The sequence below is a fragment of the Streptomyces sp. NPDC020299 genome, assembly GCF_044387825.1.
Classification (GTDB): domain Bacteria; phylum Actinomycetota; class Actinomycetes; order Streptomycetales; family Streptomycetaceae; genus Streptomyces.
This window is the reverse complement of the sequence record NZ_JBIRWL010000013.1, coordinates 16,093-41,929: the sequence shown is the minus strand read 5'-3', so window position 1 is coordinate 41,929 and position 25,837 is coordinate 16,093. Positions and strand designations below refer to the sequence as shown.

The 25,837-nt window shown below is 74.2% G+C and carries 24 protein-coding genes and 2 pseudogenes; 11 read left to right on the top strand and 15 right to left on the bottom strand.

What is annotated here, in order from left to right; genetic code table 11:
• Window positions 1-154: 154 nt before the first annotated feature.
• The 7 genes from ACH45E_RS29940 to ACH45E_RS29910 are packed head-to-tail and all read right to left on the bottom strand — an operon-like array spanning window position 155 to window position 7,174.
• Complete coding sequence (locus tag ACH45E_RS29940) at window positions 155-469, bottom strand: L-rhamnose mutarotase (RefSeq protein WP_361452382.1); 315 nt, start codon at window positions 467-469, stop codon at window positions 155-157.
• Window positions 466-1,446: an aldo/keto reductase gene (locus tag ACH45E_RS29935; RefSeq protein WP_361452379.1), complete on the bottom strand. Its 981-nt coding sequence runs from the start codon at window positions 1,444-1,446 to the stop codon at window positions 466-468. Before ACH45E_RS29935 ends, ACH45E_RS29940 begins: the two co-directional genes overlap by 4 nt.
• The gene (locus ACH45E_RS29930) at window positions 1,443-2,198 is read right to left on the bottom strand and encodes an SDR family oxidoreductase (RefSeq protein WP_361452376.1); all 756 of its coding nucleotides are present in this window, start codon (window positions 2,196-2,198) and stop codon (window positions 1,443-1,445) included. Before ACH45E_RS29930 ends, ACH45E_RS29935 begins: the two co-directional genes overlap by 4 nt.
• The gene (locus tag ACH45E_RS29925; protein WP_361452373.1) at window positions 2,195-3,535 is read right to left on the bottom strand and encodes an L-fuconate dehydratase; all 1,341 of its coding nucleotides are present in this window, start codon (window positions 3,533-3,535) and stop codon (window positions 2,195-2,197) included. Before ACH45E_RS29925 ends, ACH45E_RS29930 begins: the two co-directional genes overlap by 4 nt.
• Before the next feature lie 45 nt (window positions 3,536-3,580).
• Window positions 3,581-4,609, bottom strand: coding sequence for an ABC transporter permease (locus ACH45E_RS29920; protein ID WP_361452370.1), 1,029 nt, complete (start codon window positions 4,607-4,609; stop codon window positions 3,581-3,583).
• Window positions 4,602-6,107, bottom strand: a complete 1,506-nt coding sequence (locus ACH45E_RS29915; protein ID WP_361452367.1) for a sugar ABC transporter ATP-binding protein — start codon at window positions 6,105-6,107, stop codon at window positions 4,602-4,604. The genes ACH45E_RS29920 and ACH45E_RS29915 overlap by 8 nt, the downstream gene beginning before the upstream one ends.
• Window positions 6,104-7,174, bottom strand: a complete 1,071-nt coding sequence (locus ACH45E_RS29910) for a sugar ABC transporter substrate-binding protein (RefSeq protein ID WP_361452364.1) — start codon at window positions 7,172-7,174, stop codon at window positions 6,104-6,106. Before ACH45E_RS29910 ends, ACH45E_RS29915 begins: the two co-directional genes overlap by 4 nt.
• 164 nt (window positions 7,175-7,338) lie before the next feature.
• Between ACH45E_RS29910 and ACH45E_RS29905 the strand changes: the two genes are divergently transcribed.
• A complete protein-coding gene (locus ACH45E_RS29905) occupies window positions 7,339-8,040 on the top strand; it encodes an FCD domain-containing protein (RefSeq protein ID WP_361452361.1) in 702 nt (233 codons plus the stop codon).
• 53 nt (window positions 8,041-8,093) lie between these two features.
• Here ACH45E_RS29905 and ACH45E_RS29900 read toward each other — a convergent pair.
• A pseudogene (locus ACH45E_RS29900) lies at window positions 8,094-8,367 on the bottom strand (RNA-guided endonuclease TnpB family protein); the annotation flags it as partial.
• Between the two features lie 278 nt (window positions 8,368-8,645).
• On the opposite strand from ACH45E_RS29900, the pseudogene ACH45E_RS29895 reads away from it, so the two are divergent.
• The 3 genes and pseudogenes from ACH45E_RS29895 to ACH45E_RS29885 all read left to right on the top strand — a co-directional run.
• Window positions 8,646-8,972, top strand: a pseudogene (locus ACH45E_RS29895) (substrate-binding domain-containing protein); the annotation flags it as partial.
• Between the two features lie 28 nt (window positions 8,973-9,000).
• Complete coding sequence (locus ACH45E_RS29890) at window positions 9,001-9,582, top strand: hypothetical protein (protein ID WP_361452358.1); 582 nt, start codon at window positions 9,001-9,003, stop codon at window positions 9,580-9,582.
• 70 nt (window positions 9,583-9,652) lie between these two features.
• Complete coding sequence (locus ACH45E_RS29885) at window positions 9,653-10,654, top strand: NAD-dependent epimerase/dehydratase family protein (RefSeq protein ID WP_361452356.1); 1,002 nt, start codon at window positions 9,653-9,655, stop codon at window positions 10,652-10,654.
• 410 nt (window positions 10,655-11,064) lie between these two features.
• Here the strand turns inward: ACH45E_RS29885 and ACH45E_RS29880 are convergent, their stop codons facing one another.
• Complete coding sequence (locus ACH45E_RS29880; RefSeq protein ID WP_361452353.1) at window positions 11,065-12,177, bottom strand: HAMP domain-containing sensor histidine kinase; 1,113 nt, start codon at window positions 12,175-12,177, stop codon at window positions 11,065-11,067.
• A 2-nt stretch (window positions 12,178-12,179) separates the two neighbouring features.
• Window positions 12,180-12,929, bottom strand: coding sequence for a response regulator transcription factor (locus ACH45E_RS29875; protein ID WP_361452350.1), 750 nt, complete (start codon window positions 12,927-12,929; stop codon window positions 12,180-12,182).
• A gap of 115 nt (window positions 12,930-13,044) precedes the next feature.
• Between ACH45E_RS29875 and ACH45E_RS29870 the strand changes: the two genes are divergently transcribed.
• Genes ACH45E_RS29870 through ACH45E_RS29860 form a run of 3 tightly spaced genes read left to right on the top strand, consistent with a single transcriptional unit; the run spans window position 13,045 to window position 15,280 of the window.
• Window positions 13,045-13,764 carry a glycosyltransferase family 2 protein gene (locus tag ACH45E_RS29870; protein ID WP_361452347.1) on the top strand — a complete coding sequence of 240 codons (720 nt, stop codon included), beginning with the start codon at window positions 13,045-13,047 and terminating at the stop codon, window positions 13,762-13,764.
• Window positions 13,761-14,378 carry a DUF2064 domain-containing protein gene (locus ACH45E_RS29865; protein WP_361452344.1) on the top strand — a complete coding sequence of 206 codons (618 nt, stop codon included), beginning with the start codon at window positions 13,761-13,763 and terminating at the stop codon, window positions 14,376-14,378. The genes ACH45E_RS29870 and ACH45E_RS29865 overlap by 4 nt, the downstream gene beginning before the upstream one ends.
• Window positions 14,375-15,280 (top strand): class I SAM-dependent methyltransferase, encoded by a 906-nt coding sequence (locus tag ACH45E_RS29860; protein WP_361452341.1) that lies wholly within the window; start codon window positions 14,375-14,377, stop codon window positions 15,278-15,280. Before ACH45E_RS29865 ends, ACH45E_RS29860 begins: the two co-directional genes overlap by 4 nt.
• 322 nt (window positions 15,281-15,602) lie before the next feature.
• Here the strand turns inward: ACH45E_RS29860 and ACH45E_RS29855 are convergent, their stop codons facing one another.
• Complete coding sequence (locus tag ACH45E_RS29855) at window positions 15,603-16,856, bottom strand: molybdopterin-dependent oxidoreductase (protein ID WP_361452338.1); 1,254 nt, start codon at window positions 16,854-16,856, stop codon at window positions 15,603-15,605.
• 173 nt (window positions 16,857-17,029) lie between these two features.
• Here ACH45E_RS29855 and ACH45E_RS29850 point away from each other — a divergent pair, with 173 nt between their 5' ends.
• Both ACH45E_RS29850 and ACH45E_RS29845 read left to right on the top strand, forming a co-directional pair.
• On the top strand, window positions 17,030-18,424 hold the full coding sequence (locus ACH45E_RS29850) for a hypothetical protein (RefSeq protein ID WP_361452661.1): 1,395 nt from the start codon (window positions 17,030-17,032) through the stop codon (window positions 18,422-18,424).
• 118 nt (window positions 18,425-18,542) lie between these two features.
• Window positions 18,543-19,886: an amidase family protein gene (locus ACH45E_RS29845; protein ID WP_361452335.1), complete on the top strand. Its 1,344-nt coding sequence runs from the start codon at window positions 18,543-18,545 to the stop codon at window positions 19,884-19,886.
• A gap of 47 nt (window positions 19,887-19,933) precedes the next feature.
• On the opposite strand, the gene ACH45E_RS29840 is transcribed toward ACH45E_RS29845, so the two are convergent.
• Both ACH45E_RS29840 and ACH45E_RS29835 read right to left on the bottom strand, forming a co-directional pair.
• Window positions 19,934-20,419 (bottom strand): GNAT family N-acetyltransferase, encoded by a 486-nt coding sequence (locus ACH45E_RS29840; protein WP_361452332.1) that lies wholly within the window; start codon window positions 20,417-20,419, stop codon window positions 19,934-19,936.
• 61 nt (window positions 20,420-20,480) lie between these two features.
• Window positions 20,481-20,654, bottom strand: coding sequence for a hypothetical protein (locus tag ACH45E_RS29835; RefSeq protein WP_361452329.1), 174 nt, complete (start codon window positions 20,652-20,654; stop codon window positions 20,481-20,483).
• Window positions 20,655-20,971: 317 nt separating this feature from the next.
• Here ACH45E_RS29835 and ACH45E_RS29830 point away from each other — a divergent pair, with 317 nt between their 5' ends.
• On the top strand, window positions 20,972-21,493 hold the full coding sequence (locus ACH45E_RS29830) for an AAA family ATPase (protein WP_361452326.1): 522 nt from the start codon (window positions 20,972-20,974) through the stop codon (window positions 21,491-21,493).
• Window positions 21,494-21,612: 119 nt separating this feature from the next.
• The gene (locus ACH45E_RS29825) at window positions 21,613-22,020 is read left to right on the top strand and encodes a hypothetical protein (protein ID WP_361452323.1); all 408 of its coding nucleotides are present in this window, start codon (window positions 21,613-21,615) and stop codon (window positions 22,018-22,020) included.
• A gap of 228 nt (window positions 22,021-22,248) precedes the next feature.
• Here the strand turns inward: ACH45E_RS29825 and ACH45E_RS29820 are convergent, their stop codons facing one another.
• Together ACH45E_RS29820 and ACH45E_RS29815 are read right to left on the bottom strand one after the other, a co-directional pair.
• Window positions 22,249-23,742, bottom strand: a complete 1,494-nt coding sequence (locus ACH45E_RS29820) for an SDR family NAD(P)-dependent oxidoreductase (protein ID WP_361452320.1) — start codon at window positions 23,740-23,742, stop codon at window positions 22,249-22,251.
• Window positions 23,743-24,416: 674 nt separating this feature from the next.
• Entirely contained in the window at window positions 24,417-25,769 is a 1,353-nt protein-coding gene (locus ACH45E_RS29815; protein WP_361452317.1) for a wax ester/triacylglycerol synthase family O-acyltransferase, read from the bottom strand.
• Window positions 25,770-25,837 lie beyond the last annotated feature (68 nt).

The following is a 25,837-nucleotide window of genomic DNA, read 5'->3' as shown; positions in this document are numbered from 1 at the left end:
CCGGCGTCCGCCCTCGGACAGTCGTGCTCCCCGGCCGGCGCCAGGGACTCCCCCGGCACACGGAAGTCGCGGCGCGGCGAACTCGGTGCCGGGCCGGTGATCCACCCCTGGTCGCGGACCGACAGGTCCCACACATGGTGGTGGGCGTCCACCGTCATGGCAGCTCCCACACGACGGGCAGACCGGCGTCCGCGCCCGCCCCCGAGTAGTCGTGCACGACGTCCAGCAGCCCGGCCATCCGGGTCTGCCAGGCGACGTTGACCGGCAGCTTCTCCAGTTCGGCGAGCAGGCGCGGGTAGTCGTCGCACTCCAGGACGTGGAAGAGGTCGGTGCCGCTGCGCCAGATCGTCCAGGAGGTGGCGCCGGCGGCGCGGATCGCGTCGGTGAGCTCGACGGGGACCTCGCGGTGGGCGGCCTCGTACTCGGCGACGCGGTCGGCGCGGACCTTGGTGTGCAGGGCGATCCTCATGACGGCTCCTCGGGGGGCAGCAGACCGGTGTCCCGCAGTTCCCGCCAGAAGGCGGCCGGGACCTGTGCCTCGAACTGCTCCGCGCAGTCCCGTGCCTCGTCCGCCGAGCGGGCGCCGGCCAGGACGCTCGCCACGGCCGGGTGCGCGGCGCAGAAGGCGAGCGCGGCGGCCCGCAGGGTGGTGCCGTGCCGGGCGGCGGCCTCGTTCATGCGCAGGGCACGGTCCAGCACCCCGGCCGGGGCCCGGGTGTAGTCGTACGTCGCCGTGGGCTTCGGGTCCGCCAGCAGGCCGGAGTTGAAGGCGCCGCCCACGACCACCGACACGCCCCGCTCCACGGCGGCGGGCAGCAGCCCGGCCGCCGCGCTCTGGTCGAGGAGCGTGTACCGGCCCGCGCACAGCACGACGTCGACGTCCGTCTCGCGGACGAAGCGGGTGAGCATCTCCGTCTGGTTCATGCCGGCGCCGATCGCGCCGACCACGCCCTCGGCACGGAGCTTCTCCAGGGCGGGGTAGCCCTCGCGGAAGGCCTGCTCGGCGTGGTCGTCGGGATCGTGGAGGTAGACGACGTCCACACGGTCCAGGCCGAGGCGTTCCAGGCTCGCGTCGAGGGAGCGCCGTACGCCGTCCGCGCTGAAGTCCCACACGCGGCGGTGGGTGGCGGGTACGGCGAAGCCGTTGGGGAGGTCGTCCGAAAGGGCGTCGCCGCCCGCGCCGGACGGCTCCAGGCGGCGGCCCACCTTCGTGGAGACCGTGTAGTCGGCGCGGGGGAAGTCCCGCAGGGCCGCGCCGAGGCGGCGTTCGGACAGGCCGAGGCCGTAGTGCGGGGCGGTGTCGAAGTAGCGGGTGCCGTGCCGCCAGGCCGTGTGCACCGTGTCGTACGCCTGCTCCTCGCCGACCTCGGTGAACAGATTGCCGATCCCGGCGGCGCCGTAGCCCAGCGGGCTGACCCGCACGCCGCTGCGGCCGAGCGTCCTCACCGGCCCGCCGGCCTCAGCCGCAGGCCCTGCATGCCGCCGTCGACGGCGAGGGCGGTGCCGGTGGTGGCGCCGGACAGGGGGCTGGCCAGGTAGGCGATGGCGCCGGCGACCTCGGCGGCGGAGACCAGGCGGCCGGTGGGCTGGCGGGCCTGAAGGGCGGCGCGTTCGGCGGCCGGGTCGGGGGCCGCGTCGAGCAGGCGGCCGACCCACGGGGTGTCCGCCGTACCGGGGTTGACGCAGTTGACGCGGATGCCCTCGCGGACGTGGTCGGCGGCCATCGCGAGGGTGAGCGACTGCACGGCACCCTTGGTCGCGCTGTACAGGGCGCGCTGCGGAAGGCCGGCGGTGGCCGCGATGGAGCAGGTGTTGACGATCGCCGCGTGCCCCGAGCGGCGCAGGTGCGGGAGGGCTGCGCGGGCGGTGCGGACCATGCCGAGGACGTTGACGTCGAAGACGCGGCGCCACTCCTCGTCGTCGTTGTCCTCGACGGTGCCCTGGGCGCCGATACCGGCGTTGTTGACGAGGATGTCCAGTCCGCCGAGGTCCTCGGCCGCCCGGTCCACGACGGCGCGTACGCAGGCGTCGTCGGTGACGTCGGCGCGGAAGGAGAGCAGCGGCTTGTCGACGGACGAGGGGTCCAGGTCGAGCACCGCCACCAGGGCGCCGCGCTCGGCGAGGAGTTCGGCGGTGGCCCGGCCGATGCCGGAGGCGCCGCCGGTCACCAGGGCCTTGAGGCCCTCGAAGTCGCTCATGCAGCCTTGCCTTTCCGCGTCTCGGGGTCGGTGGCCCAGAAGGTGCCGCCGGGGAACGTGTACCGCGCGATGGACTCGGGCCGCAGGGCGGCGGAGAAGCCCGGCGCGGTGGGGGCCGTGTAGTGACCCTCGCGGATCACCACCGGCGCGAGGAAGTGTTCGTGCAGATGGTCGACGTACTCGATGACCCGGTCGTCGGTGGTGCCGGACACGGCCAGGTAGTCGAACATCGACAGGTGCTGGACGAGTTCGCACAGTCCCACACCGCCCGCGTGCGGGCAGACGGGGACGCCGAACTTGGCGGCGAGCAGCAGGATCGCCAGGTTCTCGTTGACTCCCGCGACCCGGGCCGCGTCGATCTGCACGATGTCGAGGGCGCCGGCCTGGAGCAGCTGCTTGAACACGATCCGGTTCTGCACGTGTTCGCCGGTGGCGACCTTGACCGGGGCCACCGCGGCGCGGATCGCCGCGTGGCCGAGGACGTCGTCGGGGCTGGTGGGCTCCTCGATCCAGTACGGGTCGAAGTCGGCGAGGGCCTTGGTCCAGCGGATCGCCTCCTCGACGTCCCAGCGCTGGTTGGCGTCGATCGCCAGGCGCACGCCGGGTCCGACGACCGCGCGGGCGACCCGGCAGCGGCGCACGTCGTCGTCGAGGTCGGCGCCGACCTTCAGTTTGATCTGGGTGAAGCCGTCGGCGACCGCCTGGGCGGCGAGCCGGGTGAGCTTGTCGTCGTCGTAGCCGAGCCAGCCGGCGGAGGTGGTGTAGCCGGGGTAGCCGCGCTCCAGGAGGCGGGCCCGGCGGCCGGCGGCGCCCTCCCGGCCCCGGCGCAGGAGGTCCAGGGCCTCCTCGGGGGTGAGGGCGTCGGTGAGGTACCGGAAGTCGATCTGCCGTACGAGCCACTCGGGTTCGGCGTCGGCGAGCAGCTGCCACAGCGGTTTGGCGGCGCGTTTGGCGGCGAGGTCCCAGACGGCGTTGACGACGGCGCCGATCGCCATGTGCATCACGCCCTTCTCGGGGCCGAGCCAGCGCAGCTGGCTGTCGCCGATCAGGTCCCGGAAGAGCGATCCGGGGTCGTCGCACAGCTCCTCGACCGGGCGGCCGAGCACATGGTCCCGCAGCGCGTCGATCGCGGCGACCTGGACATCGTTGCCCCGCCCGATGGTGAAGGTGAACCCGTGTCCCTCGTGCCCGTCGGCCGCGTCGGTGCGCAGCACCACATAGGCCGCCGAGTAGTCGGGGTCGGGGTTCATCGCGTCGGAGCCGTCCAGCTCGCGCGAGGTGGGGAAGCGGATGTCGTAGGTGTCGACCGCGGTGACACGGGCGGGGGTCGGGAACACTGAAGGCCTTTCCGTCAGGGGTGAGGTGGGCGCCGGGGCAGAGCCTCAGTCCTGCGCCCGGCCCGTGGTCACGCGGGCGATCATGAGGGCGACGAGGATGATCCCGCCGTAGATGGCCTGGATCCAGAAGGACGGCACCTGGGCGAGGGTGAGCAGGTTCTGCACGACGCCGAGGAGGAGCACGCCGGTCAGCGCGCCGAACATGGTGCCCTTGCCGCCGTCCAGGCTGATACCGCCGATCACCGCGGCGGCGAACACGGTGAAGATCATGTTGTTGCCCTGGTTGGCGCTGATCGCGCCGACGTACCCGGTCTGCATGATCCCGCCGACGGAGGCGAGGACCCCGGCGACGACGAACACGCCGAGCATCACCCGCTCCACGCGGATGCCGGCCGCCCGGGCCGCCTCCTGGTTGCCGCCGATGGCGTACAGGGCGCGGCCGACACGGTGGTACTTCAGCAGGAACCCGGCGATCGCGAAGGCCGCGGCGGCCACCCACACCGACAGCGGGACGGTGAGGAAGGTGCTGGTGGCCAGGGAGTAGAAGCTGTCCGGCATGCCGAAGAGCGTCTTGCCCTTGGTCGCGCCGACCAGCAGGCCGCGCAGCACGATCAGCATCGCCAGCGTCACGATGAACGCGTTGAGCTTGAACTTGACGACGAGCACACCGTTGAAGGCGCCGACCGCCGCGCCCACCACGAGCACCGCCAACAGGGCGAGCGGCGCCGGGAGTTCGGTGCCCCAGCCGGACTGCGCGGACGGCAGCACGAGCAGGGCGCCCACGGCGGGCGCGATGCCGACCACCGATTCCAGGGACAGGTCGAACTTGCCGGTGATGAGGACGAGGGACTCCGCGAGCACGACCATGGCCAGCGCGGCGGACGCGCCGAGGATCGAGATCAGGTTGCGCTCGGTGAGGAACGAGTCGTTGACCACCGCACCGAGCACCATGAGCAGCAACAGGGCCGGGACGAGGGCGAGTTCGCGGGCCCGGCGGAGCAGGACGGCCTTGGTGGCGCGCGGGTCGGGGGCCCTGAGGGGGGCGAGCGGCGGAGCTGCCTTGGTTTCAGCCATGGTCCACTCCTTCGATGGAGGCGATCAGCTCGTGGTCGTGCCAGCCGGCCGGGTGTTCGGCGACGACCCGGCCGTGGAAGAGGACGAGGACGCGGTCGCAGCGGCGCAGGTCGTCGAGTTCGTCGGAGACGACGAGGACGGCGGTGCCGTCCTCCCGGGCGCCGTCCACCCGGGCCAGCAGCGACTCCTTGGACTTCACGTCGACACCCGCGGTGGGGTTGATCAGGACGAGCAGCCGGGGGTCCCGGGCGAGGGCGCGGGCCATGACGACCTTCTGCGCGTTGCCGCCGGACAGGTCGGAGACCGGCTGGTCGGGGCCCTCGGCGTGGATGTCGAGGCGTTCGATGAGGTCGGTGGCGAAACCGCGTTTGCGGTCGGGGGCGACGAAGCCGAACCGGCCGAGCCGGTCCAGGACGCCGAGGGTGGTGTTGTCGCCGATGGTCATGCCGGCGACCAGGCCCTGGTCGTGCCGGTCGCGGGGCACGCAGCCGACGCCCGCCTTCAGCGTGGCCCGCACGTCGCCGAAGGGGAGGTCCCGGTCCTCCAGCCGCGCGGTCCCGCCCGTCGGTGTTCGCAGTCCGGCGAGGGCTTCGGCGAGTTCGGTCTTGCCGCTGCCGCTGGATCCGGCGAGCCCGACGACCTCGCCGCGGCGGACGGTGAGGTCGATAGCCGTATACGTCTCGGCGGTGAGCCCGCGCACGTCGAGCACCACGGCGCCCTCGGCGGCCGCCTCGGCGGCGCGCGCGGTCCGGTGGTCCGCCACCGACTCCCCCGCCATCGCCTCCACCAGTGCCGCCCTGGGCAGCTCCGCGACGGGCGCGGTGACGATCCAGCGGGCGTCGCGCAGCACCGTGACGGTCTGGCAGACCTCGTACACCTCCTGCAGATGGTGGGAGATGAACAGGAAGGTGACACCGGATCCCTGGAGGGCGCGCATCCGGGTGAACAGCCGCTCGATCTCGCGGTTGTCGAGCTGGGCGGTGGGTTCGTCGAGGACGATGAACCGGGCGCCGAAGCTCAACGCCCGTGCGATCTCCACCATTTGCCGGTCCTCGACCTTGAGGTCGGCGGTGCGGGCCTCCGGGTCGACGCGCACGTCCCAGGTGCCGAGGAGTTCGGCGGCCTCGGCCCTGAGCCTGCGCCAGCTGATGAAACGGCGGGTGAGGGGCTGCCGGTTGATGAACAGGTTCTCGGCGACCGTCAGTTCCGGTACGACCGTGGGTTTCTGATAGACGCAGGCGACCTTGCGGCGCCAGGCGTCCCGGTCGGCGAGCGGGGGCGCGGGCTCACCGTCGAAGCGGACCGTGCCCTCGTCCGGTGCCTGGAGGCCGGTGAGGACGTTGACCAGGGTGGACTTGCCGGCGCCGTTGCGGCCGACCAGGGCGTGGGACTCGCCGGGCCGTACGGTGAGCCGGCCGTCGGCGAGGGCGGTGGTGGGGCCGTACCGCTTGACGATGCCCCGCGCCTCTACGAGCGCCTCTGCGGGTGGGGTGCTCATTTGACCGTGTTGCCCCAGAGCTTGGAGTCGTCGACGTTGTCCTTGGTGACCAGGGGTGCGGGCAGCTGGTCCTCGAGGATGCCGCTGGGCAGCTTGACGATCGTGGAGTCGTGGTCGGTCGGGCCGGGCTTGAACGTCTTCCCCTCCATCGCCGCCTTGATGTAGTACATGCCGTACTTGGCGTAGGCGTCGGCCGGCTGGGAGACGGTGGCGTCTATCTGGCCCTTGCGGATGGCGTCGAACTCCTGCGGGATGCCGTCGTTGGAGACGATGACGATGTGGCCCTTCTGGCCCGCCGCCTTGAGCATGCTCTTGGACTTCAGGGTCTGCAGGGTGGGCGCGAGGTAGACGCCGCCGGCCTGCATGTAGATGCCCTTGATGTCGGGGTTGGCGTTGAGGAGCGTGTCGAGCTTCGAGGCGGCCGTGTCGGACTCCCACTTGGCGGGGATCTCCAGGACCTTCAGCTTCGGGTACTTCTTCTTCACACAGGCGCGGAACGCCTCGGAGCGGTCCCGGCCGTTGACCGAGGCGAGGTCGCCCATGATCTGCACGACCTTGCCGCTGGTGACGTGCGCGCCGAGGTAGTCGCAGGCCTTCTCGCCGTAGGCGACGTTGTCGGCGCGTACGACCATGGCGACCTTGCCCTTGTCGGGCGCGACGTCGACGGCGACGACCGGCACACCCTTGCGTTCGGCCTGGTCGAGGCCGGCCTCGATGGCGGCGCTGTCCAGCGGGGCGACGACGAGACCCTTGACGCCCTGGTTGAGCTCGTTGTTGATGTCGGTGATCTGCTGCGAGGGGTCGCTGTTGGAGTTGACCGTCTTGAGCGTCTCGACGCCCTCGGACTTGGCCATCTTCGGTACGTAGTCGTTGTACGACTGCCAGAACGGCGAGGTCAGCAGGGGCAGGACCACCCCGACCTTGCCGGTGCCGCCGCCCCCGGCGCTCCCGGCGCCGGTGTCCTTGGTACTGCCGCACGCGGCGAGCGCGAGCGCGGCGCCGACGGCTGTGGCCACCGCGCCGACGATCCGGGACCTGCTTCGCTTCCACACTTTTGTGCCGGGCATTTCTCGGCTCCTCGTTGAGCGACTTCGAGCAGACGTCCGCATACTTATCAGACCACTTCCCCGGAAGAACAGCCTCCGACGCCATATTTTCCCGGTTCGGGGTCGTAGTGGTCGGACCAACCTGGTGGTTAGACTGCGGCGCAGCCGGTGAGTGGAGGTATGGCGTGGACGAGACGGCCCCGCAGAAGGGCACGGTGACCCAGCGCGCCATCGAGCAGATCAAGCTGATGATCGGCGAGGGCCGCCTCGAGCCGGGCCAGCGGCTGCCCACCGAGCGCGATCTCGCGGCTCAGCTGGGCATCTCCCGCAGCTCGATGCGCGAGGCGATCCGCGCGCTGACGGTGCTGGGCGTCCTGGAGGCCCGGCACGGCTCCGGGATCTACGTCACCCAGCTCCAGGCCGGTGATCTGCTGGAGACCTTCGGGGTGGTCGCCGACCTGTCCCGGGGCCCGCGCCTGGTGGAGCTGCTGGAGGTGCGCCGGGTCCTGGAGTCCACGGCGACCGCCCTGGCGGCGGCACGCATCACGCCGGACCGGCTGGCCGAGGTCGAGAAGCACCTGACGGCGATGAACACCACCGACGACCCGGAGGAGATCCTCGCCCACGACCTCGCCTTCCACCGCGAGATCGCGGCCGCCGCGGGCAACGAGACCATGGCGGCCATCCTGGAGGGCCTGTCCTCCCGCACCTTCCGCGCCCGCGTCTGGCGCGGCTACCAGGAGGAGGGCGCCTTCGCCCGCACCCGCCGCGAGCACGCCGCCATCCACCGCGCCCTGGCCGCCCGCGACCCGGAGGCCGCGAGGGCCGCGGCGGCCGCGCACGTGGGCGAGGTGGAGGAGTGGCTGCGGACGCAGCTGGGTTCCTGAGCCGGCGTGTCCACGGGCGGCGCAAGGGGAGGGCCGCCCTCCCCTCCCTGAAGAGATGTCCTTGTGCGCCTTGGCCCGAGAGCGGGCGAAGTCACGGATGACCTGCTGCTGGACAACCGACGAGCCTTCGCTCAGCCACGGCGTACGGGCGCGGGCTTCGGTCAGCATCCGATCGAGCTGAGCCGGGCCGCACGTGGCCTGCTGGCCAGTGGACTTGTTGTTGCGCAGGTGTACGGCCCTGGACTTGGCGACGCACTCGTTCCACACCCAGCGGCACCGATCCCACTCCGCCGCCAGGGCGGTGCGGGCGGTGCACGACACGCACAGTCGGTAGGTGTATCGGGCGCGTCCTGCCCCCGCAGCCGCCCTCGCCTACGCCATCTCGCCTCCCCCACGGCTTCGGCCTCGACCGGAACACTGTGTCGCCCCTGACCAACCTTGAAGGACCATACGTACGACAGCAGCACGAACGCACGCCGATCCCATGGTCACCACCCCGACCAGCGATCACGGGTACACGCGTTCGCATCACCCTGGCGATACCGGCAGCTGTACGGGCGCTCCGCGCCCTGAACCGGCGGATGCGGCGACGCTCCGCGTCGCGACACGACGTGATGGCCGTCGCCGGGGTCGCCGCCGCCGCCGAGCTCGGCTTCCGCGTGCCCGGGGACCTGTCGGTCGTCTCCTGGGAGGACTCGGCGCTGTGCCGGATGGTCAAGCCGTGGCTGTCCGCCCTGTCCCGGGACAGCGTGGAGTTCGGCCGCACGGCGGCGACCGAGCTGACCGCGCTGCTCGACGGGGGCCCGGCGCGGACGGTACAGGTGCCGGTGCCGCGGCTGGTCGGCAGGGACAGCACGGGGGCGGCGCGGTCCTGGAAGCTCCGGGGGTGCCTGGGACCGCGGGTGGGCGGACACTGGGATGGACGGGCCTGATGGTCGGTGCGCGCGAGGGGGTGTGACCATGGCCGGAACCCGAAACGGCAGCCCGTGGGCGTGGCGGTGGCGCCGCAACTCACTGAGGCGCCGCAGCGATGTCGTCGAGGCCTGGATCGTGCTGGTGGCGTGGCTGGCCGCCGTCGTGGGCAGCGTGCTCGCCGGGCTGGTGGCGGCGAACGCCGCGGCCCGGGGACTCGACCGGCAGTGGGAGGAGCGCCACCCCGTCCAGGCGGTCCTCGTGGGGCGGGCGCCCGGCCTCTCCTCGGAGCGGACCGGCACCGACGGGCGGGTCTGGGTCACCGTCCGCTGGACGACGCCGGACGGCGTGGTGCACACGGACCGGGCGAAGGTGCGTCCCGGCACGGAGTCGGGCGCCGCGGTCACGGTGTGGACGGACCAGCGGGGGCGGGTCGCCGCGAAGCCCCTGTCGCCCGGCGAGGCCGGGTTCCGGGCGGGGTGGACGGGCACGCTGGTCGCCACCGGCACGGCCGCCGCCGTGTTCGGCGCGGCCCAGCTGGCGCGGGCGGGCCTGGAACGGCGGCGGCTGCGGCAGTGGGACGACGAGTGGGCGCGCGTCGACACCCGCCGGGGTGGTCTGACCGGCTGACGTCTTACGGAGTGGTGACACGGCGGTCCGGTCGCGCGGCGGGCTGCCGTCGCGGACCTAGCCTGGCCGCATGCGTGTACTGGTCACCGGCGGTGCCGGGTTCATCGGGTCCCAGATCGTCGAGGCGCTGACCGCGCGCGGGCACGAGCCGCTCGTGCTCGACGTGCGGCGGGCCCCGGGCGCCGACGTGCGCAGTCCGGCGGCGGTCGCCGGTGCGCTGTCCGGCGTGGACGCCGTGTGCCACCAGGCGGCGATGGTCGGTCTCGGCACCGGGTTCGCCGACGCGGCGGAGTACGTCTCCCACAACTGTCTCGGCACGGCCGTCCTGCTCACCGCCATGGCGGAGGCGGGGGTACGGCGCCTCGTCCTGGCGGGGTCGATGGTCGTGTACGGGGAGGGCCGCTACGAGTGCCCCCGGCACGGGGTGGTGCGGCCCGGCCCGCGCACCGTCGCCGACCTGGACGCGGGCCGCTTCGAGCCGGCCTGCCCGCTCTGCGGCGCCAGCCTCGCGCCCGGTCTGATCGGCGAGGACGCCCCGGCCGACCCCCGCAACGTGTACGCGACCACCAAACTCGCCCAGGAGCACCTGGCGGCCGCGTGGGCGCGGGACACCGGCGGCTCGGCGGTGTCGCTGCGCTACCACAACGTGTACGGGCCGGGCATGCCCCGGGACACCCCGTACGCGGGCGTCGCCTCCTTCTTCCGCTCGGCGCTGGCACGCGGCGAGGCCCCACGGGTCTACGAGGACGGCCGCCAGCGGCGGGACTTCGTACACGTACGCGACGTGGCCGCCGCCAACCTGGCCGCACTGCAAGCGAGTCCGCCCACCGGCACGCTCACCCCGTACAACACCGGCAGCGGCGACCCCCACACGGTCGGCGACATGGCCCGCGCCCTGTCCACGGCCCACGGCGGCCCGGCCCCCGTGATCACCGGCGAGTACCGCCTCGGCGACGTCCGCCACATCACCGCGGACTCCTCCCGGCTCCGAGCGGAACTCGGCTGGAAACCGGAGGTGCCCTTCGAGGACGGCATGCGCGAGTTCGCCCGAGCCCGCCTCCGAGAAGAGTGACACAACCCGCCCGGCAGGCCCCCCGTACCGGCGCGAGCTCACACCCCCAGGCGGACGGTGACGGACGCCGACCAGGCCTCGGGGACGGGGAAGGGACACAGCCCGCGGCGGGGGCCCGGGGCACAGCCCCGGTGGGGATTCGGGGCGCAGCCCCCGGCGACAGTCCGGGGCACAACCCCCGGCGACGGTCCGGGGCACAACCCGACGGAGGTTCGGGGCACAGCCCCGGCGGAGGTTCAATGGCACAACCCCGGCGGAGGGATCGGAGGCGCAGCCCCGGCGGAGGGGTCGGGGGCGCAGCCCCGGCGGGGTTCGGGGGCGCAGCCCCGGCGGGGTCGAAGGGGCGCAGCCCCTGGAGGTCGGGAAGGGTAGGGGCGGCGGGGGCGAGGAAGCCTCGGGCCCGCCGCCGGTCAGGCGCGCGCCGCCGGGAGTGTCACCTCGAAGCGGCAGCCGCCCGGGATGTTGTGCACGGTGGCCCGGCCCTGGTGGGCCTCGACGATGCCGCGGACGATGGCGAGGCCGAGGCCCGCCCCGGCGGGGGGCGTGCGGGCGTGGGTGCCGCGCCAGCCGGTGTCGAAGACGCGGGGAAGATCCTCCTCGGGGATGCCGCCGCAGCCGTCGGTGACGGAGAGCACCACGCCCTCCGGTGAGCGCGAGGCGGCGACGGCGACCGTGCCGTCGGCCGGGGTCCGGCGGATCGCGTTCACCAGCAGATTGCCGAGGACGCGACTCATCTCCTTGCCGTCCACCTCGACCGGCACCGGCTCGACACGGTCGCCGACGAGACGTACCCCGTGCTCACGCGCGAGCGGATCCGCGCCGGCGAGGGCGTCCCCGACGAGGTCGTACAGGGAGATCCGGCTCGGGCTCAGCGCCAGCGCCCCGGCGTGGATGCGGGAGAGCTCGAAGAGGTCCCCCACCATCTCGTTCAGCCGCTCCACCTCGGTGCGGATCTGCGTGAGATAGCGGGCCGGGTCGGCGGCCACCCCGTCCTCCAGCGCCTCCGACATGGCCCGCAGCCCGGCGAGCGGCGTACGCAGATCGTGCGAGATCCAGGCGACGAGCTCACGCCGGGAGGACTCCAGGGCACGTTCCCGCTCCCGGGACTCGGCGAGCCGGGCACTGGTGGCCGCCAGTTCGCGGCTGAGCGCGTCCAGTTCCGCGGTGGCCGGGTGGGCGGGCGCGGCGAAGTCGCCGCGGTCCCCGAAGGAGCGGGCGGCCAGGGCGAGTTCCCGGCTGCGGGCGACCACCCAGCGGCCCAGCAACAGCGCGGTGGCCAGGGACACGACGGCCGCCATCGCGACGACGGTCGTCACCACGCTCAGGTCGTGCGCGGACAGGAACATCGCCTGCGCCACGGCCATGGTGCCCGCGAGCATCGCGAACACGCCGACCGCCGCCACCACGCCGAGCGACGCCGTGAGCGACCGCCGCCGGATCAGCCGCAGCACGACCGCGCCGGCCACCCCGGTGGCGGCGGCGCCGAGGAAGGCGTACAGGGCGATGAGGAAGGTGTCGCGCATGGTCAGTCCGCCTCCCGGTCCTGGGGTTCGAAGCGGTAGCCGACGCCCCACACGGTCTGGATCAGACGGGGCCGGGCCGGATCGTCCTCGACCTTGCCGCGCAGCCGGCGGACGTGCACGGTGACCGTCGACAGGTCGCCGAAGTCCCAGCCCCACACCTCGCGCATCAGGTCCTCCCGGGCGAACGCCCGCCCCGGGTGCCGCAGGAAGAAGGCGAGGAGGTCGAACTCGCGCAGGGTGAGGGCGAGTTCGGCGCCGTTCTTGGTGGCCCGGCGGGCGGCCGGGTCGACGGTCAGGCCGGCCGAGCTCAGCGTGCGCGTCTGGGCGGCGGGCCGGGCGCGGCGCAGCACCGACTCGACGCGCAGCACGAGTTCGCGGGGGCTGAAGGGCTTGGTGACGTAGTCGTCGGCGCCCACCTCCAGGCCGAGGATGCGGTCGTCCTCGTCGCCGCGGGCGGTGAGCATGATGACCGGCACCGGCCCGTGGGCACGCAGCCGGCGGCACACCTCCAGGCCGTCCATGCCGGGCAGCATGAGGTCCAGCACGACCAGGTCGGGCCGGTGCGCGGCGGCCCGGGTGAGCGCCGCCGGCCCGTCCTCGGCCCGGTCCACCGTGTAGCCGGCGCGGCCCAGGTACCCGGCGACCACCTCGGCGACCGTGGGGTCGTCGTCGACGACCAGGACCCGGGCGGAGGCGGGCGCCGGGGGCTCGGCGGAGGCCCCCGCCTGCGTGAACTCGTACGGCTGCTGCATGCGTCCAGCCTCGCACCGCCCACCCCGCCCGCGCCGCCACCGGACGCGGCCGGGGCCCTGACGTCCGCGTTTCGTAAGGAGGTGAAGCCCGGTATGTCCGCTTCGCGTTCGTAGGGTGAGAGGCGTGACGACCACTCCCACACCCACAGGGGTCGACGTGGTGCTCCCCTGTCTCGACGAGGCCGAAGCCCTGCCCTGGGTCCTGGCCCGCATCCCGCCCGGCTGGCGCGCGCTGGTCGTGGACAACGGCTCCACCGACGGCTCGGCGGACATCGCCCGCGCGCTCGGCGCGACCGTCGTGCACGAGCCGCGCCGTGGCTTCGGCGCCGCCTGCCACGCGGGGCTGACCGCCGCCGACGCCGACATCGTGTGCTTCTGCGACTGCGACGCCTCGCTCGACCCGGCACTGCTCGTGCCCTTCGTGCGGGAGGTGCGCGCCGGCGGGGCCGATCTGGTGCTGGGCCGGCGCCGTCCGCAGGGCCGGGGTGCCTGGCCCGCGCACGCCCGGGCCGGCAACCTCGCGCTCACCCGGATGCTGCGCCGCCGCACCGGGCTGCGGCTGAACGACCTCGGGCCGCTGCGCGCCGCACGCCGCGAACCGCTGCTCGCCCTGGACCTCACCGACCGGCGCAGCGGCTATCCGCTCCAGATGGTGGTGCGCGCCGCCGACGCCGGCTGGCGCGTCACCGAACACGACGTCCCCTACCGGCCGCGTTCCGGCGCCTCGAAGGTGACCGGCACCTGGCGCGGCACCTGGCAGGCGGTACGGGACATGAGCCGCGTCCTCGCCGAGGCGCCCGCCCGGCCACCCGTCCGAGGAGGCAGCCCCCGGTGATCACCCTGCTCGTCATCGCCAAGGAGCCCCGGCCGGGCCGGGTCAAGACCCGGCTGACCCCGCCGTTCACGCCCCGGGAGGCGGCCGAGCTCGCCGAGGCGGCCCTCGCGGACACCCTGCACAGCGTGGCCGCGGCGCCCGCCGGGCGGCGGGTCCTCGTCCTCGACGGGAAGCCGGGGCCGTGGCTGCCGCCCGGCTTCGACGTCGTACCGCAGTGCCCGGGCGGGCTGGACGAGCGGCTGGCCGCTGCGTTCGCCGGCTGCGCCGGGCCCGCCCTGCTCATCGGCATGGACACCCCGCAGGTCACCCCGCGACTGCTGACCGTCGGCTTCGACGACTGCGACGCGTGGTTCGGCCCGGCCGAGGACGGCGGCTTCTGGGCGCTCGGCCTGGCCGCACCCGACCCCGGCCTGCTGCGGGGCGTGCCCATGTCGACGCCGGCGACGGGTGCCGTGCAGCGGGACCGGCTGGTCGCCGCGGGCCTGCGGGTGCGCGATCTGCCCCGGCTGCGGGACGTGGACACGGCCGCCGACGCGCGCGCGGTCGCCGCCCTGGCCCCGCACGGACGCTTCGCCGCCCGGCTCGCCCGCCTCACCGCGGGGGCGGGCCGATGACCGCCGCCCAGGGTCTCGGCCTTCCGGGCCCCACGGCTCCGCCCCGGCCACCGGGGACCCGTACTCCCGGCGTCCGTGTGCCCGCGCCCGCCCGGCCGGGCGACGGTCCGTACGTGGCCGCCCCCGACCCCGGCGAGCCGGCGCCCGCCTGGTCCGCCGACGACTCCTACTCCGCCGCGCTGCGGGCCGGGCGTGGCCCGCTGTTCCTGCGGCGGGCCGACGGGTGGCTGCTGCCGCTGGAGGTGGAGCGCTGGTGTGCCCGGGCCGACGAGACGGACCTGACCGTGCTGGCGCGGTGCGAGGGCGCCGTGCTCGACGTGGGCTGCGGCCCGGGCCGGCTGGTGGCCGCGCTCGCGGCGCAGGGGCGGCGGGTCCTCGGTGTCGACGTCAGCGAGACGGCCGTCGCCCGCACCGTCCGGCGGGGCGGGACGGCGCTGTGCCGCTCCGTCTTCGAGTCGCTGCCCGGTGAGGGCGGCTGGGACACCGCACTGCTGCTGGACGGCAACATCGGCATCGGCGGGGACCCTGCGGCGCTGCTGGAACGGCTCGCCCAACTGCTCGCCCCGGGCGGGCTGCTGGTCGCGGAGACCGCGCCGGTCGATGTCGACGAACGCGCCCGGGTACAGGTCGTGGACGCGGGCGTCGTGCCGGGGCCGGCCGCCCGCCCGTTTCCCTGGGCGCGGCTCGGCACGCCGGCCCTGCTCCGGCACGCGGCCGGGGCGGGCTGGCGTGCCGAGGATCAGTGGACGGCCGGTTCCCGCCGCTTCGTCGCCCTGCGCAACCGCCGCGACCGCAGCCCGCGCAGCGCCAGCAGCAGCGCGGAGCCGCCGAACAGCACGGCGGTGATCAGCAGCCAGCGGGACAGGAAAACGTCCGTGGAGAGCCCCGCGGCCGACCGGTAGCGCGCGCTGACCTGGCCGCTGATCAGCGGGAACCACACCAGGAGCAGCAGCCCGGACAGCGCGGCGGGCACCCGGACATACAGCACCCGGCCGCGCCGCCCGGCCGCGCCCAGCGAGCGTACGAGGGCGCGGTCGGCCGCCGCGTACAGCGGCAGCAGCACCAGGTCGTGCAGCAGCGCCGCCCCCACGAACCAGAGCGCCACCTTGAACCAGTCGCCCCCGAGGAGCCGCAGCCCCGCGTATCCGGCGAGCGCGAAGGAGCAGGCGAGCAGCAGCAGTTGCAGCGGGCTGCCGAGCGGGATCCGGCGGCGCGTCACACGCATCACAGGTCTCCGAAGGTCATCCGGGCCACCCACTTGGTGTTGAGCACACCGGGCGCCGCGGGCACGATGACCCGGGCGGGATAGCCGTGGTCGGGGGAAAGGTCCTCGCCGTTGACGGACAGGGCGAGCAGCGAGCGCGGGTCGGCGGTCTGGTTGGCGCGCAGGGCCGCCCGGCGGAAGCCGCCGTGCCGCTGGAGCGACTCGACGAAGACGTCGGGCGGGTCGTCGTACCCGACGAGGGCGGCGAGGTCGCGCAGCGGCACGCCCCGCCACCACTGGTCGGAGGTGGACCAGCCCTCGACGCAGGCGATCGGCAGCGCGGAGCTGTGCTGGGGCATGCGCAGCAGGTCGGCGCGGCTGAGCCGGACGGTGCCGGTGCGGCCGGTGACGACCAGCCGCCACGCCTCCTCACTCGTCTCCGCCGCGTCGATGCCCGCGAAGCGGGCCGTCTTGTTGATCTGGAAACCGTTCGGTCCGCCGCCGGGTTCGGCGCCGCCGTGCGGGGTGAGCAGGGCGGTCCGGCGCAGCGGCCCGTCGAAGCTGCGGCCGGCGCTGGTCAGGAACAGCAGCAGCGAACCGCCGCCGACCAGCCACAGCGCGCCGCGCCGTGACACGGTGGGAGGATCCGGTCGCGGCGAGACCAGGTCCCCGGTCTCCCCCGCCTGCTCCGCATCGCCGCTGCCGTCCCGCATCCGGCGCACGTTCCGCACCGCCGTCGGCAGCTTCAGCGCGGCGTGCGCGACGAACGCGGCGAAGAAGACCCAGGCGCCGTAGAAGTGCAGCGGATAGAAGGACCCGGGGAAGACGTAGTCGAGCTGGACGTTGAGCACGCCGGTGGTGAACTCGAACAGGCCGCCGCCGACCAGCAGCAGCAGTGAGATCCGCTCCAGGGCGTGGGTGAGGGAACGGGCCGGCGGCAGGGCGAAGAGCCTGGGCACGACGGACCACAGCTTGGCCAGCAGCACCGGGATCAGGGTGATGCCCAGCGTGACGTGGACGCCCTGGGTGAGCCGGTACAGCCAGTACGGGTTCGTCGGCCAGGCGAACAGGTAGAAGCCGAGGACGCCCTTGTCCGGGGTCTTGTCGTTGACCGGTGAGAGGCCCGGGTTGTAGGCGGCGTACGACACCAGGCCCGTCACGAACAGCACGGTGACGCCGACGAGGAGGACGAGGCCGAGCACCGAGGTGAACCAGGGGCCGCGCAGCGGACTGCGCCAGAAACCGGGAGAGGTGGGGAGCCGTGGATCGCTCATGTTCCGACCGTAGGCCGGTGGAGGCCCGGCGGCGGGCCCACGACCGATGACGAAACGCTGACGTCCGCCGCGCGCAACGGCCCCGCGCCCGCCGTGCGGCCTAGCGTTCCCGTGTGACCCGCCCTCTCCGCCGTGACCTGCGCGGCCGTCGTGATCCGCACGGCCGTCGTGAGCTGCGCGACCGCCGTGGCCCGCGCGACCGCCGCGACCTGCGCCATCGCCGCGACCTGTACGCCGTCGTGGCCGCCGTCCTGCTCGTGCTGACCGCCGTCGTCGTCGGCCGCCGTATCCAGGACGGCCGCCACACGCTGTTCGTCCACTGGCCCCCGCTGCACGCCGACTGGGACCCGCACCTCGGGCCGGGCACCCCGGCCGCCGTCCTGGTGGCGGCCGCCGTGGTGGCGTACGGGCCGGCGCTCGCGGCACGGCTGCGCCCCGGGGCGCTGCTCGCCGCGGCCTGGGTGACGGCCATGGCCTGGATCTGGTCCCTCGCGCTGGTCGACGGCCGGCAGCGGGGCGTCGCTGGCCGGCTCACCACCCGCACCGAGTACCTCCGGGCCGTCGGCCGCTTCCACGACATCCCGGCCGCCCTGCGGGACTTCACCCACCACATCGTCTGGGGCACGCCCGACCCGTGGCCCACCCACGTCGCCGGGCACCCGCCGGCCGCGACGCTGACGTTCGTCCTCCTCGACCGGATCGGACTGCGCGGCGGTGGCTGGGCGGCGGTGTGGTGCGTCACCGTCGGTGCCACGGCCTGTGTGGCGGTCCTGGTCGCGGTACGCGCCCTCGCCGGGGACGCTCCGGCGCGACGGGCGGCGCCGTTCCTGGCGCTGGCCCCGGCCGCGGTGTGGCTGGGCGTCTCGGCCGACGCGTATTTCGCCGCCGTCGCCTCCTGGGCCGTGGCGCTGCTCGCCCTCGCGGTGACCGGGCGGTCGGTGTGGTGGGCGGCCGGCTCCGGTCTGCTGTTCGGGCTCACCTGCTACCTCTCCTACGGCCTCACCCTCTTCGCGGTGATCCTGGCGGCGGTGCTCCTCCTCGGCCGGCACCGTGTCCGCGAGCGTCCGCTGCTGCTCGGGGCTCTGCTCGCCGGGGCGGCCGTGGTGCCGGCCGCCTTCAGCGCCGCCGGGTTCGACTGGTGGGAGGCCTACCACCTGCTGATCACGCGCTACTACCAGGGAGCGGGCGGCACCCGGCCCTACGGCTACTGGGTCTGGGCGAACCTCGCCTGCACGGTGGTGATCACCGGGCTCGCCACGGTCGCCGGTCTGCGCCGGGCCGCCGGCACACTCGCCCGCGAGCGCCGCGCCCCGCTCGACCGCCCGGCGGCCGGCGCTCCCCCGGCGGCCACCGAGGCGCGCCTGGCCCTGCTCGTCCTCGCCGCCCTGCTGGCCCTCCTCGTCGCCGACCTGTCGGGCATGAGCAAGGCGGAGACGGAACGCATCTGGCTGCCGTTCGCGATGTGGCTGCTGCCGGCCTGCGCGTTCCTCACCCGGCCCCGGATCTGGCTCGCCGCCCAGGCCGTCCTGGCCCTGCTGGTCAACCACCTGCTGCTCACCACCTGGTGAGCGCCGGGCCGGGGCCTCTCGACGCGGGGCGGGCGAGCGGGCACAGTTCTCCCTACGTACCGGGCCTACCGGCCGGTACGTCCATGTCCCTTCCCCTCAGGTCCCCTCAGGAGCGCCCGTGACCAGCTGGGTCGGCCGGACCGCCGCCGAGATCGCCGCCGCCGTACGCGACAAGCGGGTCACGCCCCGCGAGGTGGTCGCGGAGCACCTCGCCCGGATCGAGCATCTCGGCGCCCGCACCGGCGCGTTCCGGACGGTGCGGGCCGAGGCGGCGCTCGCCGAGGCGGACGAGGTGGCCGGCCGCACGGATCTGGCGGAACTCCCGCTGGCCGGCGTGCCGGTGGCGGTCAAGGACAACCTGGCCGTACGCGGCGAGACGACCCGCAACGGCTCCGCCGCGACCTCCGAGGCGCCCGCGGCCGACGACCATGTCACCGTGGCCCGGCTGCGGGCGGCGGGCGCGGTGGTCGTGGGGCTGACGAACGTGCCGGAGCTGTGCGTCTTCGGCACCACCGAGGGCGTGCACGGCACCGCGCGCAACCCGTGGGACCTGTCGCGGACCGCGGGAGGCTCCTCCGGCGGAAGCGCCGCCGCGGTGGCCGCCGGCCTGGTACCGGTCGCCCTCGGCAACGACGGCATGGGCAGCCTGCGCATCCCGGCCGCCAACTGCGGCCTGGTCACGCTGAAGCCGGGGCACGGGGTGGTGCCGGCGGCCATCGGCCACGGCGACTGGTTCGGCATGTCCGAGAACGGTCCGCTGGCGACCACGGTCGAGGACCTGCGGCTGATGCTCTCGGTCCTCGCCGACGCCGAGTTCGGCCCCCGCGCGGACCCCGCCCCGCTCGGCATCGCCGTCTCGCTGCGCAGCCCGCTGCTCGGGGTGAGCGTCGGGAAGCCGTACACGAGCGCGGTGCGGGAGGCGGCGGGGCTGCTGGCCGGGGCGGGGCACCGCCTGCGGCGCGCCGAGCCGCCGTATCCGGCGTCGCTGGGCGTCACCGCGCTGCAGCACTGGACGGCGGGCACCGCGGTGGACGCCGAAGACCTGGACCCGGCGCGGCTGGCCCGGCGGACCCGGGTGCACGCGGCGGTGGGGCGCCGATTCGTCCGCACGGTCCGCACCGGCGAGCAGCGGGAGCGGCTGCGCCGCCGCCTGGAGCCGTTCTTCGCCGAGCACGACGTGCTGCTCACCCCGGCCCTCGCCCGGCGCTCGCCCAAGGCCGGGCCCTGGCACGAGCGGGGCTGGCTGCGTAATGTGCTGGCCAACACGAACTACTCGCCGCTGACCCCGCCGTGGAATCTGACCGGCTGGCCGGCGATGTCCGTCCCCTTCGGCACGCTGCCCTCCGGTGCGCCCTGCGCCGTACAGCTGGTCGCCCGTCCGGGGTCCGAGGGGCTGCTGCTGGAGGTCGCGGAGCAGTTGGAGGGCCTGCGCCCGTGGCAGCGGACGGCACCGATCGGCTGACGCGGGGCACAGCGCGGCTCGGGGCGGCTCAGCGCGGCCGGCGCGGTTCAGCGCAGTGACTTGTACATGATGTGCAGGCCGACCCGGCCGTGCCGGGGGTGTTCGAACGCCTCCGGGACCGTGCCGATGATCGTGAAGCCGAGGGACGTCCACAGCTTGACGGCGGGATTGGTCTCGACGACGGCATTGAAGACCATCGCCCGGTAGCCGGCGGCCCGTGCGGCGGCGAGGACGTGCTCGGCGAGGGCGCGGCCGATGCCACGGCCGCCCTGGTCGGGGTCGACCATGAAGCCGGCGTTGGCGACCTCGGCGGCGGGGCCGCCGTAGTTGGCGGTGAGATAGGCGGAGCCGACCAGGGCTCCGCCGGGGTCCTCGGCGACGTAGACACGCTTGGCCGGGCCCATCCACAGGGCCCGGGCGGCCTCCTGAGAGGTGTCCGGGTCCCATGCGTACGTCTCGGCCTGGGCGACGATCCGGTGCCAGATGGGCCAGATGCGTCGCCAGTCGTCGGCCACGGCTTCCCTGATCAGCATCGGCGTCAGTCTCGCACGCCCATGCCTTCGGCGATCGCGACGGGTACGACCCCTCTGCGGGTCAGTCCACGCTCGGCAGGATGTGGGGTTCGGCGAGGTCGTCCTCGTAGCCCGCGAGGCGGATCGGGGCGGACCTGGCCCACACGTCGAGGCTGCCGAGTTCCGTGGGCCCACGGCCCGCGCGCTCCGTGCGTTCCTTGGGGCGCTGATCGCGATTCGTCTTCTCCGGTGTCACCGCGCACTCCTTATGTGTCGGGTCACCCTCGGGGCGTACCGGACAGTCTGTGATCTGCCGCCTGACGCCCGCTCGGGTCTGGATGGAAGGCCAGTTCGGACGCGGTGGCGCCGGTAACTCGTACGGACCATGGGTGTGGGTGGGACCCCGTGCTGCTGTCCGTCCGCACCCAGGTTAACCAAATGAGCGGGGTCCCGCTCGATAGGGAGTGCAAACAAGGTGTAACTTTCGCGTATCTTGACCTATCCAACCGAATGCAGGTTCGATTACCGCTTCGGCCGCGGCTCCTGGCCCGCACGGCGCTAGCATCGGGGCCCATGATCGTATGGATCAACGGCACCCACGGTGCGGGCAAGACGACGACAAGCCCCTTGGTGCAGCAACTGATCCCGGATTCACGGGTGTTGGACGCCGAGAAGGTGGGCGAGACACTCATGGACATCACGCCGGGCCTGCCCACCACAACCAACTTCCAGCACTGGCCTCCGTGGCGGCCGCTCGTCGTCGAGACGGCCCGCCGCGTGCTCGACTACACCGGCGGCACCCTGGTGATGCCCATGACCGTCCTGGTCGAGCAGTACTGGCGCGAGATCAGCGCGGGCCTCGCCCGGCATGCCATCCCGGTACGGCACTTCGTCCTCCACGCCGACCAGGACACCCTTCGCGGGCGCATCGAGGGGGACACCGTCCTCGGCCCCTCCCCGTTCCGCCTCGCATACCTCGAGCCCTACGCCGAGGCGGCCCGCACATGGCTGCACGCCGAGGCCGAGGTCGTCGACACCACGCACCTCACGCCCGCCCAGGCCGCCCTGCGGATCGTGGAGGCCGTCAAGGGCTGAGGCCCGCCCGCCACGCCTGGATCCGGTTCGCCGCGCAGTTCAGGTTCCGTTGGCCGAGCCGAAAGCCGGCCATGATCTGCTGGCGGGCGGGAACGGCTGTCTCGCGGGAGGACTGACGCATGGAGCTGCGCAGCGTCGAGGAGCTGATGGATCTGCTGTACGCCTGCCGGTACGACCCCGGGCTGCGCACCGCCGCGCTGCTGCGCCGTGCCCGGCCCGCCGACAAGGAACTCCAGGTGGCCGGGCTGGTCGCGGGCATCGGGCGGCTGCTCGTGCCGGGTGCCGGGGTGGGGCAGGCGGACGCCGCGGGCCGCGCGGTGCGCGCACTGCTCGGGGAGCGGGTCTGCCGGCTGGTGCGCGGGCAGCCCGGCGACGACGGTCCCGGCGGCGACGACGATCTGCTGCGCCTGCGGCTCGCCGTCGAGGAGGCCGCGGTCGCCGCTTTCGACGCCGGGGTCCTGGAGGACTGGCGCACGGTGCTGGGGCTGGTGGCGGCGCGCAACTCCCGCCTGGGGGCGGTCGACTGAGGGCCGCGGGCACGGCGGGAGGCGCCGGGTGCCCGAGGTCGGGTCGGTGACGCGGTTTGCCCCCCGAGGGGCCACAGGCCCCGGATGGTGGACCTGTGTGGAATCGAACCACGAAGAACGCGTTACCTGCGCACCGGGCACGTCGGCGCTTCGTCCCCCACGGTAGGGCGCCGCTGCCCGAGCAGGCCAACGGTTTTCCACGCCCGTCGGGCCCGTTCGGGCGCCGTCTCACCACTTGCCCGGCGCGTAGTCCTTCAGGAAGACGCCGTACAGGTCCTCGCCCGCCTCGCCGCGCACGATCGGGTCGTAGACGCGTGCGGCGCCGTCGACCAGGTCGAGGGGGGCGTGGAAGCCGGCCTCGGCCAGGCGGAGCTTGTCGTAGTGCGGACGCTCGTCGGTGATCCAGCCGGTGTCGACGGAGGTCATGAGGATGCCGTCGGACTGGAACATCTCCTCGGCGCTGGTCCGCGTGACCATGTTCATGGCCGCCTTGGCGGCGTTGGTGTTCGGGTGCCCGGCGCCCTTGTAGCCGCGGCTGAAGACGCCTTCCATCGCCGAGACGTTGACGACGTACGCACGGCCGCCGGCGGCCTTCCGCGCGGCGTCCGCCATCGCCGGGCGCAGGGCGCTGATCAGGATGAACGGCGACGTGTAGTTGCAGAGCTGGGTCTCCAGCAGCTCGACCGGCGAGATCTGGTCGATGGTCTGCACCCAGGTGTTGCTCTCGACGACGTCGGGGACGAGGCCGCCCGCGTCGATGGCGGTGCCGTCGAGGTGCCGGGCGACGCTGGCGTTGCCCGCGACGAGCGCGAGGTCGGCGACCTTCTGCGCGTCCAGGCCGCTGGTGCCGAGGGGCAGCGCGGCGATGCCGTCGACGGCGCCGGAGCCGAAGGCGCCGATGACGTGGTGGGCGGGGAGCTCCCCGGCGGGCAGCGGGGCGCTCTCGCCCTCGACCAGGGCCGCGTACGCGGCGGGCAGGCGGCGCACGGTCTGCGTCGCGTTGTTGATCAGGATGTCGAGCGGGCCCGCCGCGGCGACCTGCTCGGCGAGGGCCACGGCCTGTGCCGGGTCGCGCAGGTCGATCCCGACGACCTCCAGCCGGTGCATCCAGTCCGCCGAGTCGTCCATGGCCTTGAAGCGGCGGATGGCGTCCTTGGGGAAGCGGGTCGTGATCGTGGTGTGGGCGCCGTCGCGCAGCAGCCGCAGCGCGATGTACATGCCGATCTTGGCGCGGCCGCCGGTGAGCAGCGCGCGCTTGCCGGTGAGGTCGGCCCGGACATCGCGCTTGAGCCGGTTCGTCCGGGCGCAGTCCGGACAGAGCTGGTGGTAGAAGTAGTCGACCTCGACGTAGCGGGACTTGCAGGTGTAACAGGAGCGCGGGCGCTGGAGTATCCCCGCGATCCTGCCCTCCTCGGTGATCGACGACGGCAGGATTCCCTCCGTCTCGTCGTCGATGCGCTGGGCGGAGCCGGTCGCGGTGGCCTCGGTGACCACCTTGTCGTGGGCGGTCTTCGCGGCCCGGCGCTCCTGACGGCGGCGCTGCTTGACCGTGCGGTAGATGCCGGCCGTGGCCCGGCGCACCGCGATGGCGTCGGGGTGGTCGACCTCCAGCTTGTCGAGCTCCTCGAGCACGCCGAGGCAGACGGCCAGGCGCTCGGGGTCGATGCCGGGGCCGTAGACCGCCTCGTCCTCGGCCATCGGGCCGTCCTGTATCACCGTCATCGCGCTGCCGCTTCCCTGATCACTCGCGCAGCGCTCCGACTCGCGCCCGCCCCAGAACGGTGGATTTTACGGCAGCGCGGGCCCCGATCGCCAAACCGCTCCGCTCGGGTCACACGGCCCCGGACCGTCATCCCCACCCCGCCCGGGCCGTCGGGACGTGCCCGGACATGCGCGGCTCGGTCACCTCGGCACGGCCCGCGCCGTCCTGCCGAGGCCCGCCCGTGGGCATGTCGGTACGCGCACGTGACCCGTCCGGGCCGACCGGTCCAGGTCCGGTACCGCCACGGCGCCGACGACGGGGCGGGGTGGGGCGCCGGGGGCCGCCGTGGGCGAGGCCGCCGCCGCGACGCGCGGCAACGCGACCGGCGGCGGGCGGGACCGGCCACCGAACCTGCCCCGCCAGGGGCGCACACCACGCTCCGCGCCTCCACCTCGCCCGTCACCACGTACGGGCACGCCCCCGACGAGCGACCCGACCGCAACGAGCAGCGACACGCACGACAGCGACCGGCCGCCGCCACCGGACCCGCCCGGTCGGGATCGCACACCGCCCTCGGCGCCTCCACCTCGTCGGTCACCGCCCGGGCCGAGCCCGCCGAGGCCCGGCGTTGTCGTGGCGGACGGCCGGCCCGGGCAGGGCGGTGGGCGAGGCCCGCCGCCACCCCGGCCCCCCGTCAGGAGGCGCAGACCCCGAGCAGGGTTTGCAGCTCGGCCGTCACCGCTCGGGCCAGGCGGTCCAGGTCCGGTACTGATTCGGCGTCGGCGACGAGGCCGTAGTGGACGTGGCCGCGGTAGGTGGAGATGGCGACGGCGAGGGACTGGCCGGGGGCGAGGGGGGCGAAGGGGTAGACCGCGGTCAGAGGGTGCCCGCCGAGCCGGAGGCCGAGGCCGGGCAGCGGCACGCTGGTGACCAGGATGTCGAACCACAGCCGGGCCGCCTGGCCGACGAGCGGTCCGCCGAGCCGGTGGCCGAGCGCGGGCACGTGGTCGGCGAGCAGCGCGACGGCACCCGCGCCCCGGTTGGGGCCGGCGTCCTTGTTGCGGTCCATCGCCGTACGGACCCGGGCGAGGCGGGCGAGCGGGTCGGGGTCGCCGACCGGGAGCCGTATCAGGTAACCCGAGAGCCGGTTGCCCTGTGGGTGCGCGGTGCGCGGGCGGCGCCGGGAGACCGGGATCAGGGCCCGCGGCGCCACGCCCTCGCTGCCGTCGCCGCGCTCGTCCAGCCAGCGGCGCAGGGCGCCCGCGACCACGGCGATGAGGACGTCGTTGACGGTGCCGCCGACGGCCTTGCGCACCCGGTGCACGTCGTCGATGTCCAGGTCGACCCCGGCGGTGCACCGGGTGCCGCTGGAGCCGGAGGCCAGCGCCGCGGAGGAGGCCACGCCCAGGGCGGACAGGGCGACGGAGGCGCCGATGTCCAGGGCCCGGCCCACGTCGGACAGCGTGCCGCGCAGCACCCCCGGCACCCGGCCGGGAAGGCCGCGCAGGTCGGCCAGCAGCCCGCGGGGCGGCTCGACGGGGCGTGGGCGGCGCTCCGGCATGTCCATCGGGTCCAGCACGGCGGCGGCCAGGGTCAGCGCCCTGAGGCCGTCGGCCAGCGCGTGGTGGAACTTGAACAGGACCGCGAAGGACACCCCGTCCTCGCCGGGCAGGACGTGCGCCTCCCAGGGGGCCCGGGACCGCTCCAGCGGGCGTTCCATGAGCCGGCCGGCGACGGCGTGGAAGTCGCCGGTCGGGGCGTGCAGCCGCACGTGGTTGAGCGGGTCGAAGTCGGGGTCCACTTCACGGGCCGCGCCGCCGAAGGAGCCCAGCCGGCCGCGCAGGTCGAGCGGCTGCCACACGTCGCGGATGCGCATGCGGAGGCCGGGCACGGCGGCGGCACGGGCGGCGAGCAGGTCGGCCGCGTGGGCGCCGGCGGTGGGCGAGTGCGCGGAGAAGACGCCGAGCGCGCCCAGGTGCATCGGGTGCCGGTCGGACTCGATGTTCCAGAACGCCAGATCGAGAGGAGCGAGCGGGTCGGAAGTCAATGGCTTGCCTCGCGTCGACGACGGGTGGAGGGGGGTGGGCGGTGAGTCTGAAGTCAATCCTCGCCAGG